Annotated in this window: 14 protein-coding genes and 1 pseudogene; 10 read left to right on the plus strand and 5 right to left on the minus strand. The window is 33.1% G+C overall.

The window, feature by feature from the left end; all coding sequences use genetic code 11:
- The first annotated feature begins 160 nt into the window (after positions 1-160).
- Positions 161-241 (plus strand): hypothetical protein, encoded by an 81-nt coding sequence (locus tag KBP46_RS23410; RefSeq protein ID WP_253297307.1) that lies wholly within the window; start codon positions 161-163, stop codon positions 239-241.
- An 11-nt stretch (positions 242-252) separates the two neighbouring features.
- Here the strand turns inward: KBP46_RS23410 and KBP46_RS01190 are convergent, their stop codons facing one another.
- The 3 genes from KBP46_RS01190 to KBP46_RS01200 all read right to left on the minus strand — a co-directional run bounded on the left by KBP46_RS01190 (position 253) and on the right by KBP46_RS01200 (position 3147).
- Positions 253-1458, minus strand: coding sequence for an MFS transporter (locus KBP46_RS01190; protein WP_062675182.1), 1206 nt, complete (start codon positions 1456-1458; stop codon positions 253-255).
- 88 nt (positions 1459-1546) lie between these two features.
- Complete coding sequence (locus KBP46_RS01195) at positions 1547-2461, minus strand: AraC family transcriptional regulator (protein WP_216444427.1); 915 nt, start codon at positions 2459-2461, stop codon at positions 1547-1549.
- Between the two features lie 170 nt (positions 2462-2631).
- A complete protein-coding gene (locus KBP46_RS01200; protein WP_062675180.1) occupies positions 2632-3147 on the minus strand; it encodes a hypothetical protein in 516 nt (171 codons plus the stop codon).
- A 117-nt stretch (positions 3148-3264) separates the two neighbouring features.
- Between KBP46_RS01200 and KBP46_RS01205 the strand changes: the two genes are divergently transcribed.
- The 4 genes and pseudogenes from KBP46_RS01205 to KBP46_RS01220 all read left to right on the plus strand — a co-directional run bounded on the left by KBP46_RS01205 (position 3265) and on the right by KBP46_RS01220 (position 8288).
- Entirely contained in the window at positions 3265-4680 is a 1416-nt protein-coding gene (locus KBP46_RS01205) for a PLP-dependent aminotransferase family protein (RefSeq protein ID WP_216444428.1), read from the plus strand.
- A 306-nt stretch (positions 4681-4986) separates the two neighbouring features.
- Positions 4987-5163 carry a histone H1 gene (locus tag KBP46_RS01210; protein ID WP_002978882.1) on the plus strand — a complete coding sequence of 59 codons (177 nt, stop codon included), beginning with the start codon at positions 4987-4989 and terminating at the stop codon, positions 5161-5163.
- 217 nt (positions 5164-5380) lie between these two features.
- Positions 5381-6529: a carboxypeptidase-like regulatory domain-containing protein gene (locus KBP46_RS01215; RefSeq protein WP_120231512.1), complete on the plus strand. Its 1149-nt coding sequence runs from the start codon at positions 5381-5383 to the stop codon at positions 6527-6529.
- Positions 6530-6717: 188 nt separating this feature from the next.
- Positions 6718-8288 (plus strand): annotated as a pseudogene (locus KBP46_RS01220) (M28 family peptidase).
- Positions 8289-8582: 294 nt separating this feature from the next.
- Here the strand turns inward: KBP46_RS01220 and KBP46_RS01225 are convergent.
- Positions 8583-8921, minus strand: coding sequence for a hypothetical protein (locus tag KBP46_RS01225; protein WP_062675177.1), 339 nt, complete (start codon positions 8919-8921; stop codon positions 8583-8585).
- Between the two features lie 497 nt (positions 8922-9418).
- Here KBP46_RS01225 and KBP46_RS01230 point away from each other — a divergent pair, with 497 nt between their 5' ends.
- The 5 genes from KBP46_RS01230 to KBP46_RS01250 all read left to right on the plus strand — a co-directional run bounded on the left by KBP46_RS01230 (position 9419) and on the right by KBP46_RS01250 (position 12557).
- Positions 9419-9613, plus strand: coding sequence for a hypothetical protein (locus KBP46_RS01230; RefSeq protein ID WP_216444429.1), 195 nt, complete (start codon positions 9419-9421; stop codon positions 9611-9613).
- 90 nt (positions 9614-9703) lie between these two features.
- A complete protein-coding gene (locus tag KBP46_RS01235) occupies positions 9704-10123 on the plus strand; it encodes a hypothetical protein (RefSeq protein WP_216444430.1) in 420 nt (139 codons plus the stop codon).
- A 124-nt stretch (positions 10124-10247) separates the two neighbouring features.
- Positions 10248-10838: a hypothetical protein gene (locus KBP46_RS01240; protein ID WP_216444431.1), complete on the plus strand. Its 591-nt coding sequence runs from the start codon at positions 10248-10250 to the stop codon at positions 10836-10838.
- Positions 10839-10885: 47 nt separating this feature from the next.
- Positions 10886-11674 carry a LuxR C-terminal-related transcriptional regulator gene (locus KBP46_RS01245; RefSeq protein WP_216444432.1) on the plus strand — a complete coding sequence of 263 codons (789 nt, stop codon included), beginning with the start codon at positions 10886-10888 and terminating at the stop codon, positions 11672-11674.
- 235 nt (positions 11675-11909) lie between these two features.
- On the plus strand, positions 11910-12557 hold the full coding sequence (locus tag KBP46_RS01250; protein WP_216444433.1) for a hypothetical protein: 648 nt from the start codon (positions 11910-11912) through the stop codon (positions 12555-12557).
- A gap of 197 nt (positions 12558-12754) precedes the next feature.
- Here KBP46_RS01250 and KBP46_RS01255 read toward each other — a convergent pair whose 3' ends face one another.
- On the minus strand, positions 12755-13192 hold the full coding sequence (locus tag KBP46_RS01255) for a hypothetical protein (protein WP_062675172.1): 438 nt from the start codon (positions 13190-13192) through the stop codon (positions 12755-12757).
- Positions 13193-13874 lie beyond the last annotated feature (682 nt).

Below are 13874 nucleotides of genomic sequence, written 5' to 3' on the forward strand. Positions count from 1 at the left end.
TACATTGTAAACAAAGGAAACGTGAATCTACAGGAACAGGTTTTGCACTCTTAAATGTAGTAAAAGGTGTTAATTTAAAAATCTTACTCCGTCAACAGGATTAAGACTTCATGAAAGTAATCTTGAGAATGATTTCCTAAAACAACATGAAAAAATTACCTTGCTATATGCTGCTAAAGACGATGAGTATTGTCATGCGATTATTTTGAAAAAATACCTTGAAAGTATACAACAGATATAAAAAAACAGAGACTAGTTCTCTGCTTTTTCTTTTTTAACGGCCTGGTGCATAATAAGAATGATCCCCAAGAGGAAACATGCAATAATCAGATAACGCCATGAAAGCCCTTTTTGATCCGTTACAGTTCCGCTTACCGAGATGATAAAACTTGTTACAGAAGTGATCACATATACCAATCCGCCCATCAATCCACCGGCAGTACCTGCATTTTTCGGAAAGTAAAGCATACTTGTCGTAAAAAAGGAGGTAAATAAAATTCCGGAACATATATGAATAAAAAAGGCAAATGGAATCATAATAAAAAGGCTTTCTGCAAAATAGCTGGTAGTGATCAACCCTGCAATCAGAATCAGCTGAAGAAGGATAGGTTGCAATATTCTTGGTTTAAAATCAAGAGTCAGCCTGCGTTTTCCTATAAAACCTCCAATCATCCACGAAAATCCTAAGATTAACGTACAGTATCCAATGACTACCGGTGTAAAATGAAAAGTGTTTTCAATAATAAATGGTCCGGTAATATTAAATAACATTACGATAGAGTAGCTGAGCCCCAAAATGAAAATACCCAGCATGAAAATTCTGTTCTTAAGCATCATTTTGTAAAGACTTATATTCTCTGAAAGATCCAGCTTCTTTTTTTGGGGAAGGCTCTCTCCGCTAAAAAACCACTCAAAAAGAAACAAAAATCCGGCATAAGCTGCCAAAAAATAGAAGTTAGCATGCCAGTTAAAGATTTTCTCAAGATATCCACCAAGGAAAGGCGCCAGAATAGGACCACAAGACCAGACAATAGTAAAATAACTCAAATAATGTTTTACCTTTTCCGCATCGTAAATATCCACAAAAATAGCACGCGTTGCCACAACAAGTACTGAAACCGCAGCTCCCTGAAGAATACGAAGCAGACAGATCAGTAAAATACTGTTTGTCATCGTAATTAAAATACTGGTCAGAATCAACAGGAATAATGCTATTAATTTGGGACGGTAACGACCAATGCTATCAAGAATTCCTCCTACAAACAATTGGGAAATTCCGTAGCTCAACAGATATGAAGTCAGGGTAATTTGAATATCTTTTTCCGAAACCATCATTTCTTTGGCCATAGAAGGGAACGATGGTAAATAAATATCAGTGACAAACCCGGAAAGCGGGATAGACACGAAAGCCATAATGGTAATTAATCTGATTCTTTGCTCAGATGCTTCTCTCAACATATTCATTCATTTTTTACATTGCAAAAATAAGTCAAGAAATACAAAACCGGATTTTAAAAGACAAAGTAAAAATTACAAAAATCAAATATTAAGATAAATTCTTAAACTTTAAGGGTGAAGTGCGGGCATACTTTTTAAAAAAATTATTAAAATGAGCAGGCTGGTCAAACCCTAAAGTATAGCCTATCTGGGCAATATCCCAATTGGTATACTTCAGCAGGTTTTTAGATTCTTCAAACATCTTTTCTTTAATAATCTGTGTTGTAGTAAGGTTCGTTACAGATTTCACCGAGGAATTCAGATGATTGACATGCACATTCAGATGCTCGGCAAAATCAGAAGGTGTTTTTAATGTCAGTGGATAAGCAGGAGAGTCCAAAGGAAACTGTTTGTTGAGCAACTCATCGAATAACTTGTATAAACGAACATTTGCAGGAAGTTCATGGGGATTGATGTCTTCCACGCGGTTTTCCAGCGCCAAATGCATTACAGAGGCTAGATTGCTTTTAATGCTGCTGCAACGGAAAGGATAGGGAGAATTGTTCATTCTGTAAATCTGATCAAAATAAAGAGTAGCCAGCTGAGCTTGTTCTTCTGTCAGGAAAATAACAGGCTTGCTCCATTCCTTGAACATTGATGTTTTTTTAAACAGGTTAAATTCTGAATTTCCATTAAAAAACTCCTGGTTGAACAAACAAAAATATCCTTCCTGTACATCGCTTTCACACTCCCATGAATACGGAATACTGGGAGAAGGGAAAAATAAAGCAGGACCATCTATATACAGTTGATGCGCACCATAATGAATAGTGCCTTTTCCAATGATAAAGCTTATTTTATAATAATCACGACGGTTGTAAGGACTTTTGAAACTACAGTATCTCCGCATAGAGATATTGAAGTGGGATTTTCCGGTTTCAAAATCCTCAGAATCAAATATTTTAATCTGATCTTTACGGATGCGTCTGTAATAATCTTCTATCGTTTCCAGCTGATCACTCATAGGTAAAAATTATAAAAATCAAAGATAAGTAAACTATTGTTTGCTTAAAATAATTTTAAATGAGATAATAGAAATAGTAATTATAGCTTTGCTCAATAGTATCAAATACTAAGGTAACAAACTATTTATTATAAACTATCTGTGCAAATCTGTGGGCGAAAATAATTAAATCAACTTTTATTAATTTCCATTTCTAAAATATGAGAAGGAAGTTGAAAAGGTCCGGCCTTTGTACTGCTTGCTGCCACAAATCCGGATTCTTTTAAAAATGCTGCAAGCGGATCATGATCAAGCATATTGATCCAGATGATATCTGTGAAACTCACTGCGGATCTGCATTTCTTCCAAAGAGACTGTCTTGTTTCCGGAGAATCAAACTCTGATAGAATTACAAAGCTGATTTCTGTAGCTCTTTTCCCTTCAGGGACTCCTGGGTGTAAAGAACCACTTTTTATAATGCTGTATCCGATTGGCTTCTGGTCAGCATAGGTCATAATCAGTTGATTGGAAAGATTGTTCAGGTCATTGATCATTTTTCTCGGATCAATTTCGTGCTGAATATATTTTTTGATGTCTTCCTCACTTACAAACTCTTTGTACAATGTATAAACGGAAGAATCGATAATGGTTATAAGATCAGAAATTCCCTCTTCAGAACCCACTGTAAATTTTGAAATGATATCCATAGAATTTTTTTTATTCAAAATTATAAGATTAATCTATTCAAAAAGGATACAGTTCACTAAAATATCATCGGTACAGAAAGGTATTTTAGTAAATTTGTTCAGTACAGTTGTTGTGTTATGATGAAATCTTATAAGTACGAAATTTTTACGGCTGAAATAGAGAAGCAGATCTACAGTGGAATTTTACAGGAAAATGACAGACTTCCCTCCGTTCGTGATATCAAAGAAAAATACAAACTGAGTACAAGCTCTGTGCAAAGTGGATTTGAATACCTTATGATTAAAGGATTGATCAGAAGCCATCCACGGTCTGGCTATTTTGTCACAGGAATTCAGGAGGAGAATATTCCGGAAATAAAGACTCAACTTCCGGCAGTGGTGAGGGATGAAGTATTTATGAAAAATATGATACTTACTTCCAAAAGAACTTCAGAATTCAGCTCTTTTAACACGGCAGTGCCCGGAGATCTTCTGATTCCACAAAAGCTTATTCTCAGAATAATGCAGGAAGTCATTCGGGAGAAAGGAGCATCATTGCTCAGGTATTATCCTTCAAACGGATTGGAGCCATTAAGGAAATATATTGCAAAACAAATGGGAACTTATGGCTGTATATTAAATCCAGACGAAATAATTATCACTGATGGCGCTCTGCAGGCCCTTACAATTGCTTTGAAATCGGTTACAAAAGCACGCGATGTAGTGGCTGTTGAGAGTCCATGTGTGTTTTCTGTATTGGAAGTCCTTGCTCATCTCGAACTGAAAGTCATTGAGATTCCTGTGAATTATAAAACAGGCTTTGATGTTGAATATTTTCAAAAAATCTGTAAGGAAAATAAAATCAGCGCTCTTGTCACTACTCCCAATTTTCACAATCCCACAGGTGTTATAATGAATGATGAAACTAAAAAAGAAATTCTGAGTATAGCAGAAATTCATCAGTTCTGTATTATTGAGAATGATATGTATTCCGATCTTTATTTTGAAGAACAAAGACCGCAAAGTATAAAAAGCTTTGATAAAAAGGGAATTGTGATGACGTATTCATCCTTTTCAAAGACGTTAGCTCCAGGAATTCGTTTAGGCTGGTTGCATGCCGGAAGTTTTTATGCAAAATCCGAAAGAGTAAGATTTGCTTTAGGGCGTTCGGTTTCTCCCATTTATCAGGAACTGGTTCTAAAGCTGCTACAGGGAAACAGTTATGAAAGACACCTTCGGGTATTCCGGAAAAAACTCAATAAGCAGGCTGTTCAGGTATTGGATATTTTAAGAAAGTCCTTTCCTGAAGGTTCTTATTTTCACAGACCGAGAGGTGGTTACAGTATTTGGGGAAAGCTTCCTGAGAATACGGATATGAAAAGATTCTATCAGTATTGTGAAGAGCATCAGATTTTGTTTACTCCCGGAAATACCTTTTCGTTCACTGACAGATACCATGATCATTTCAGGATTGTTTTTGCCGAAAGAATTACTTCTGAAAGCATTGTTTTATTAAAAAATGCAGGTAGGAGAGCGAAAGAACTGCAGTCTTAAACCATTAAAAATAATTAACTATGATAAGGAAATCAAATGGCTTAGTCAATAAGCTTTTTTAAGAAAATCTTATTTATTGTTTTTTTGATTCTTATTGATTTTGAGTGGTTTATTTAAAATTTTACGTTGGCTGTATATAATACCCAACTATATGGCTGATTTTCTACAATAATTTGATTTTATTTTAAAAATTAAATTGAATTTAGGAAAGACTCAGAAAAAATGATTAAATCCATTATTTTTTTTCGACACAATTAGGCTGGAATCACCATAAAACCTATATTTGCAGCCTAAATTTTTAAATAAATGAAAGAACTAATTGAAAAAATCAACGCAGAATTTGAAGCGTTCACAACTGAGGCAAACCAACAAGCGGAAAAAGGAAACAAGGCAGCTGGTACAAGAGCTCGTAAAGCAGCTTTGGAACTTAGCAAATTGTTCAAAGAATTCAGAAAAGTTTCTGTAGAAGAAGCAAAGAAATAATTCACCTTTAGCCGGCTTTTGAAGCCGGTTTTTTTATTTCCGAATACAATAACTGTTTTAGCGTGAAATATGTTAAAAATTCCCAGTTTTAGAATGTGTTTTGCTGAATTTAAATAGTTAGTGTTAAATAGTATTAAAGTGTATTAAATTTCTATTCTTCTATACGCTTCCAGGTTTATATTTGTGGTATTAATTAAAACTAATATAACAAATAACCATGAAGCCTTTTTATCTTCTATTCATTTTCTTTTTCGGTTTTTTTTCTGCACAGAAATTAAGAGTAGTTGATTCCGAAAATGGAAATCCTATTCCCAATGCAAGAATTATCCTTCAGGATCAAATCATTTATACCAATGAAGATGGTTTTGCTCCAGTAAATCCAGATGCTGTTAATTTTGAAGTTTCTGCTTCGGGTTTTCAAAAAGAGAAAATACAAGCCTTTAACGCTCAGGTAAAACTTAAACCTATCTATAAAAATATCGATGAGATCAAAATCATCAATGTAGACATTAAGAAAATATTTGAAGACATCAATAAAAATTACCATAAAAAATATTATGATGATCCTTCTCTTTATGACGTTGTATACAAGGAAAAAGGTTTTGATAACAATAAACTCTACTTTCTGGTCATTGCAGAAGCGAAGTTCTGGAGTAAAAATAACCAATATAATTTTAAAGATGGTTTTCGTAAAAACTATGATGAAATCCTCCAGATGCAGCTGAATAACGTTAAATATCTGAAGAAAGTAAATACTGATAGTGTTTTCACGGGAAAAACCAATGAGTTTTCTCATGAATACCTAGGAAACCTTTTCCTGAATTATGAACTTTACAGAACACTCCAGCATTTAAGAATGAAGGACTGTAAATATAACGGAAGGTTGATTTTTGAGGAAGGTGATGAACAGTTGATTACCTTTAAAATAGAGTCGGGAAGGGGAATTCAGATGAACGGGGAATTTAAATATAATAAAGCAGACAAAGTGATTACTTATTTTGAAACGCATTATTTTCAGACAGATTTTCCTACCATGAAGAAAATGACCACAGATGGAAGAGAATTTCAGTACAAACTTGGGGATGCCACGCTGATTTTTGATTTTTATAAGAAAGACGGTGTCTATGTACCTGCATTGACGAAGTTGGAAGGAGATGGTTTTACCGTTTTTTATAAAGATGAGACCCATGTAAGGAAATTCAGTCGTGAAATTATCTTTACTACTTTTACCAAAACCGATAAGAAAGGACTTAATCCGAAGGTTGATTTTAATATCAGTATCTGGAGTAATGTTCCTGTAAAAGAAGAAAAAGCTGGAACAACAATCCTTTCCAAGGAGGAACAGGCGTTTCTCAATGAAAAATAAAGTGTCATCTCTAAAGGCCATAAGACTGTCATATTGATGGCCTTTTTTATTAATTATAGCTTCTTTCGGAATTTTATTATTTCTTTTGAACGAAAACATTGATTATATAATTAAAAAACCTCTTTTTTAGGCTTAATCCTTCACTATCTCCCTAATTTCTTTTATCTTTAAACCAATCAATAAATAGTATGAGGATAAATAGATTTTTTGCAGTGCCTGCGGTAATGCTGGCCGCTCAGTTTTCATGGGCTCAGGTAAAGGTTGACCCAAAAGAAAGGCTTAGCCCTATCGTAAAAAGTTTTGTAGATGAAGTAAATAATAATTCCCAGCTGGAAAATCTGGCCTCTGAACTGCTGGATGGGATCGGACCTCGCCTTGTAGGAACTCCCGAAATGCTGGCCGCAAATGAATGGAGTGCCAATAAACTTCGTTCCTGGGGAGTAGATGCCAATCTTCAACAATTCGGAACCTGGAAAGGATGGCAAAGAGGGACGACTCATGTTGATATGACATATCCGCGCATAAAATCCCTTTCCGCAACGCAGCTGGCATGGAGTCCGGCTACTAAAAAAGCAATTGAGGCGGAAGTGATTATCCTTCCAAAAGTATCTTCTAAAGCTGAATTTGATCAATGGCTTCCTTCTGTGAAAGGGAAAATTGTATTGATGGCACAATATCAGAAAATAGGACGCTCTGATGAGCAGATTAAAGAATTTGCCACTCCTGAATTGTATGAAAAACTTAAAGCTGAAAAAGAACAGGCTACCAAAGATTTTACCGCTTTTATAAAGAACATAGGTTATGATAATAACACGCTGCCGGAGGCATTGGAAAAAGCAGGGGCGGCAGGTATTGCTATTTCAAACTGGACCGGTATTATGGGAGCTAACAGGATCTTTGGAGCGAAAACAACCAGAATTCCAATGATTGATATCGACGTGGAAGACTATGGAATGCTTTATAGAATGGCGGAAAAAGGGACTCAGCCTAAAATCAAAATTGATGCTCAGTCAAAAGTGCTTCCTGAAGCCAAAAGCTTTAATACAATCGGAATGATCAAAGGAAAGGAAAAGCCTGATGAATATGTGATTCTTTCAGCTCACCTTGACTCATGGGACGGAGCTCAGGGAGCTACAGATAATGGAACCGGCACAATCACCATGCTGGAAACCATGAGAATTCTAAAAAATATTATCCGAATAATAAAAGAACTATTGTCATCGGACTTTGGGGAAGTGAGGAGCAGGGATTAAACGGTTCAAGAGGTTTTGTAGCCGATAATCCTCAGATTATTAAAGGGGTACAGGCTGCCTTTAATCAGGATAACGGAACAGGGCGCGTTGTCAATATCAGCGGGCAGGGATTTGTAAAGGCTTATGATTACGTAGGAAGATGGCTTGATGGCGTTCCAAAAGCAGTAAGAAGTCATATTAAAACTGACTTTCCGGGTATGCCTGGCGGAGGAGGTTCTGATCATGCTTCGTTCGTGGCAGCAGGAGTACCAGGAATTTCTTTAGGTTCTCTGAACTGGGGCTATTTTGGATATACCTGGCATACAACGAAAGATACTTATGACAAGATCGTTTTTGATGAGGTCAAAAATAATGTGATTTTAACTGCGGCATTAGCTTATATGGCATCCGAAGACCCTGAATTCAGCAACCGAGAAAAAAGAGTAATGCCTCAGGATGAAAAAGGAGAGACTGTAAAATGGCCGGAAGTAAAAGAGCCTAGAAGAAGCTCTAAAGATTATAAATAGTTTTCTTTATTTGAAAACACGAAAAGAATAGATGTGATATTCTGATATACTATTCTTTTTTGACCGTTATTAGCTAAAACATTTATTTTATAGTTAAATAATATCTGTTGTTAGCCAATAACGGTTTTTTTATTATGAATTTTCTAAGAAATAGAATGTTTCTCATAACCTAAACCTAATAGTGATAAGATTTTGTTATCTTTAATATGAGATATACTTTAAACGTACTATAAGAAGTATATTGTTTTAATCAGAAATGGATTTCATAATAAATGTATAGAGGATGCGAATTGATTAAATATTAAATAAATTTTTCCATTTTGCAACGGTATTGCGACTCAGCTTAAAATGTAGAGCCAATTGCGTATTATTAAGATAATTCTTTTTTTGATATTCAAGAATTTTATAGATGGTTTCCTTATTGTAAGAGCGGTGTGACTGATTAGCCTTAATGTTTTGGCTATAGTTAAATATGATGCTGTTAATTTCTATTACATCAAACGCTGACAGATTCTTCTTCGATAAAATTTTTGCACATTCCTGCTTTTTTTCCGGATATTTCATGTCAACAAGATCACTGTAAATTCTTTTGTAATCAGGCGTCATTGAGGGCGATTGTTTGTGATGATTCATGATGTAGATTTATCAATTTATAGTCCTTTTTTTAGTAAGCTGTTTTTTGAATACAAATAAATACTAGAGTTGATAAGTTAATTAAAGAGGGTGTCTCAACCAATCATAAGAATACCTTCAATATTTGAAAATAATAAAGTAAACTGCTTTTCAGCTTTACAATAGCTTTATTCTTTAATGCTGCTTACGACTCTAGTATTTGGTCTTAATATTAACTCAACAATAAAAAGTGTATAACATTTGTGTTTTAATGTAAATGTATATTTCTATTCTAAATATTGCAAAATTTTATATACATCATTTATACATCTTTTTTTAAATGGCAAAAACAGACCAAAATCTATCACCAGTATAAGCTAATTAATTCCTAGAATAATTCAAAGGTATTTACTTGAAATCATGCATGTTTCATTGTGCTGTATCTGTGATGTATGTGTTATTTAATACATCGCAATGCTTATTTTATACTTTTACGACGAAACAAAAAGCAGTATAGTATGGAAAAAAAGAATGTATTAACCTTGTTAGTATTGTATTCTCCTGATACGTATTCCCAAATCGGGATTAATACTACTGATCCTAAAATTACTCTGGATATAGCAGGAGCTCCTACACAACCAGCTATACTGGTTAATCCCTTTTCCAATGCAAGAGTAAAACTCGGAGTTAATTCCAATGGCTCCACCATGTAGACAGCAAAATCCAAATTTGTTGATCAGAATAATGTTATCTAAAGTTTTGATATGTGATTAGTACGGGCTTTTACATATAACAAATAAACAATGAAAAATATCATCATAATTTTAATAAGTACACTACTAATCTCTTCGTGTACTGTAAATAATACGCAAAAAAATATTTCTTATAAATCAGCAAGGAAGTATTTTGCTAAAAATACCTATGATAATAAAGATTTTACTGAAAAAATAATGAGTTCACAGGAGGAGTTCGAACGACTTTTTGGGGCTGCAGTAACAATGGGTACCGATGGAAAACCAACGCCTATTGATTTTTCAAATGAAAATGTACTTGCTCTCATTTACCCTAAAACCAATTTGGAAGTGAAAATTATTCCTGTAAGTCTTCAGGAAAATAAGCAGAATCCAGTGTATTCTTATAAAGTGCTTGAAGGTGCTCCAAATGGTTTTATGACTATTCCCAACACAATTATTATCATTCAAGAACCAAATTCAAAAAAATAATTTTTCATAAAATAAAAGAATGAACGCGGAATATTTCCGTATCAATTCAATCTAGTATTGACAGAACAGTATTTGAATATACAATATGATCAGAGCGAGTATAAAAAGAATATTTCAATTTTTAATGATGGTATTTACCTGTCTGTCTATTTTCACTGTCTTATATTCGCAAAATTATACTCCAGGGCAAATAGACAATGCATTAATAATTAAATCCGAGAATCTTAGAATAAGAGGTCAGAAAAAAGAATTAATTTCTTTAAATGAAAAATATATTACTATTTCCAAAAATCAGAATTATCTAAAAGGGGAGATTTTAGGTTATATCAATATTGCTAATATTTATGGAACTATAGGTGATTACAAAAATTCTTTTTATTATTTACAGAAAGCTGAAAAGAAAATTAAAAAGATTAATAGTGCTTATTTATCTGCAAAGCTTTACCAGGAGTATGGACAGGTGAATTATGTTATTGGTTTATACGTAAAAGCTTTGAAATACAATGCGCAGTCTATTTATTATGGTAAGATGATTTCTAATCATAGCGAAAAGGAAATATTATCAGGAATTTATGCAAATAGGGCAGATTTTCTGCATAATGTTCACCAGGATGACTCCTCACTCATTTATTTGCACAAAGCATTAAAAATAAAATCAAGCCCGGTAATTAATTCATTGATAGCAGATCATTATATGGTTTATAAAAAAATATAGATTCTTCTTCATATTATTTAAATAATGCATTGAAGCTATTGCAGAAAATGAATTACTGGAATATTCAAAGAGGACAGACCTATTACTATTATGGAAATTTTTTAAATAAGAATAAAGAGCCTGAAAAAGCATTGTTGTATTATGAAAAATCTGTTGCCATTCTAGAGAAAACCAAGAGAGTATATAATATTCCTCTGCTTTATAAGACAATTTCAAGTACTTATAGTGAATTAAATGATGAGGAGAAAGAAAAGGAATATCTTGAAAAGTATACCAAACTAAAAGATAGTTTGAGCAGAGTCTGCAACGAAAGTGTTAACACTTCAATTGATGAAATTATAAGAGAAAAAGAATCTGAAAATACTTCAAAAAAGAATTTGTTTTTATTTTATAATATTGTGGTGTTTTGTCTTATTGTTATTTTGCTTTTTGTTTATATCCGTTATCAGAAGAATAAAAGCATTATAAAACAGAAGGAATTTGAGGCTCATGTTTTAAAAGAAAAACTCACTCACTCTTACGATTGTATTATTGATCTGGCTAAAAAAAATGATCCTAATTTTCTCAATAAATTTCAGGAAGCATATCCGGACTTTGTTAAAAAGTTGTTTGCAATAAATTCTAATTTGTCGAAATCTGATTTAACGTTTTGTGCAATGATATGGTTGGGATTTTCATCAAAAGAAATTGCACAATATACTTTTGTGGAACATCGATCTGTTCAGAATAAAAAGAACAGGCTTAGAAAAAAATTAAATATTTCTTCAGATGTTGATCTGTACCTTTTCTTTAAAAATCTTTCTGATGGTCACGCTGAAAATAGTATATCAACATGATGTGTTATTTCTTTAAAATAAAATATGTAAACACTGTTTTTTAGCTTTATAGCTGTTGTTTCTAAATGATGTATTTGCGATGTAGGTGGGTTTTGCCGCAAAAGCAGTATTGTGCTATATTTTTGCAAAAGTTTAAAATACAATACTAATTATGAAAAAGAAGGTTATACTTGTTACAAGTATTTTTTGTTCCTTATGTTATTATTCCCAGGTTGGAATTAACACATCTACACCTATGAAAGCACTGCATGTCAACGGAGCTTTGCAGGTTGTAAATGAACTGAATGTGGGAGGGACTGCTTCTACTGCCGGTTCGGCAGGAGTTGCCGGACAGGTTCTTAAGTCTAACGGACCAGGAGCTGCTCCCACATGGCAGAATCTTGCAGGGGTTCCCACTTCTACAGGGACAGTTATTGTAGTAAATGGACAATTTCTGGTGGCTCAGGAAATTATTGTACAAATGACCGCTGATTTTACCTCTGGCCCAGACGTTCCAACGGCTGTAGGAAACCTTACTAATGAGGTTGTGGATAATGAAAACCAGTATACGGGTTCAGCAGCAGGTAATTCATTTAATATATCTGCTGACGGAGTGTACCAGATAACAATGAATGCACAGTTATCAACAGTTAATGGATCATCTCCTGTAATAGGTATCTGGGATAATACAGCCGGTAACCGGGTGGCCCGTGTTAATGATCTGTTTACAGCAACCACGCCGGGTTTGCAAACCTATACGCTGCTTACTTCTATTCCTATGCTGGCTGCTCATACTTATTCATTCAGGGTTAGCAATTCAGATAATGTAACGATTAAGTATTTAAGCTCTGGTTCTACAGGTTCTGGTCCTGTTACGCAAATGTCTTTACGAAGATTGAAGTAGAGTCTTTTATTTAAATTACTATTACTATATAATATAAAAAACAGACTAAAAAATTTAGTCTGTTTTTTTATACATCTTATTCTTTTTTTCATTCATTGCTTTTTTAACAATTTATTGCATAAGCATAAATGATAGATTTAATTTATCTATGATAAATTGGCATTAAAGTACAATATAATTACACAAAAATTGAGTTCTTACTTGTTTTTATCTGCATACTTTGCAATCCATTTATAGAGTGTCGTTTTGGGAATTTTATAATCATTTATTATTTCCAGCTTTGTTTTCTTTCCTGTTTCAATTTGTTCCAGGATAAATTCTATAATTTCCTTAGTGTAGATATTTTTCCTGAATTCAGGTAAAGACGATATTTTTTTATGAGAAGCATTAGGCGAAAATTCCTTTTTAGGTGGAGAAAAGAGGATAAGATGTTGTGAGTAGGCCCGGAAAAAATCATACTCTAACAGTTTGCTCCATCTCAATAATTTATCAGTTGTCAGATCTTCTTCAAGGAACATTTTTTCAATTTCAGATTCAGTGCATTTCATAAAATTACATGCTCTCTGCATGTCTAATGCTTCTTCCAGAAACTTAGCTTTAATAATGCTGCCAATATGTATTTGTTTAAAGTTCAAAATAAACGGTATTATATGATTAAAATTATTTTCGCAAAATTGTAAACCTTAGGGAATTTATTGTGTCGATGTTAAAAAGAGTCTGAATTATAATGAATATCATCATAATTATAGATAGACAATCTTAATTCCTACTTGAGAAGATAAATAAGAGTAAAATTTTTCATCATTTTTTGTTTTGTTCAAATTTAGCATGGATTATTTTTCTTTTATCAAATAGCCATACAACATAAGTACATCATTTTTTATCAAATGTTTATGGATCAAAAAAAAACTCCCGAAAAACGGGAGTAGCAACTTTGATCAGTATTATAGATCTCTATAAAATCAAAAATGAAAACTGATTGTGTTATTAAAATATTAAAAGAGTTTGTTTTTTTGTGGGAATCAAACACTTTAGCTAGGTTGTTAATCTAACAATATGTATTTGTGTTTATGTGTCAAATAGTGTTAAAAAAAAATCCTGGTTTAAATTTATGTCTGATATTTTAAGTAAACAAAATTTTAGATACATCAAAGGTACATCAATTAATTTTTGACTTGATAATACAGGGATTATACATGATGAAAGATCTTTCCTGAGAATGATCATAGAGTTTTATACAAGAGAGAAATTTATCAGATTGTTTCCAATATCAAATAGTTTATATTGTGTAAATCAAATTATAGTGAATTTTATATA

The sequence above is a fragment of the Chryseobacterium sp. PCH239 genome (assembly GCF_018924625.1).
Lineage (GTDB): Bacteria > Bacteroidota > Bacteroidia > Flavobacteriales > Weeksellaceae > Chryseobacterium > Chryseobacterium cucumeris.

Bases quoted from the DNA above. Each gene is read 5' to 3' on its own strand.
- KBP46_RS01200 (WP_062675180.1), bottom strand. From the start codon at position 3,147: ATGGATATCATTTCAAAATTTACAGTGGGTTCTGAAGAGGGAATTTCT.
- KBP46_RS01210 (WP_002978882.1), top strand. From the start codon at position 4,987: ATGAAAGAACTAATTGAAAAAATCAACGCAGAATTTGAAGCGTTCACA.
- KBP46_RS01215 (WP_120231512.1), top strand. From the start codon at position 5,381: ATGAAGCCTTTTTATCTTCTATTCATTTTCTTTTTCGGTTTTTTTTCT.
- KBP46_RS01195 (WP_216444427.1), bottom strand. From the start codon at position 2,461: ATGAGTGATCAGCTGGAAACGATAGAAGATTATTACAGACGCATCCGT.
- KBP46_RS01245 (WP_216444432.1), top strand. From the start codon at position 10,886: ATGAATTACTGGAATATTCAAAGAGGACAGACCTATTACTATTATGGA.
- KBP46_RS01250 (WP_216444433.1), top strand. From the start codon at position 11,910: ATGAAAGCACTGCATGTCAACGGAGCTTTGCAGGTTGTAAATGAACTG.
- KBP46_RS01240 (WP_216444431.1), top strand. From the start codon at position 10,248: ATGATGGTATTTACCTGTCTGTCTATTTTCACTGTCTTATATTCGCAA.
- KBP46_RS01205 (WP_216444428.1), top strand. From the start codon at position 3,265: ATGATGAAATCTTATAAGTACGAAATTTTTACGGCTGAAATAGAGAAG.
- KBP46_RS01235 (WP_216444430.1), top strand. From the start codon at position 9,704: ATGAAAAATATCATCATAATTTTAATAAGTACACTACTAATCTCTTCG.
- KBP46_RS01230 (WP_216444429.1), top strand. From the start codon at position 9,419: ATGGAAAAAAAGAATGTATTAACCTTGTTAGTATTGTATTCTCCTGAT.
- KBP46_RS01225 (WP_062675177.1), bottom strand. From the start codon at position 8,921: ATGAATCATCACAAACAATCGCCCTCAATGACGCCTGATTACAAAAGA.
- KBP46_RS01190 (WP_062675182.1), bottom strand. From the start codon at position 1,458: ATGTTGAGAGAAGCATCTGAGCAAAGAATCAGATTAATTACCATTATG.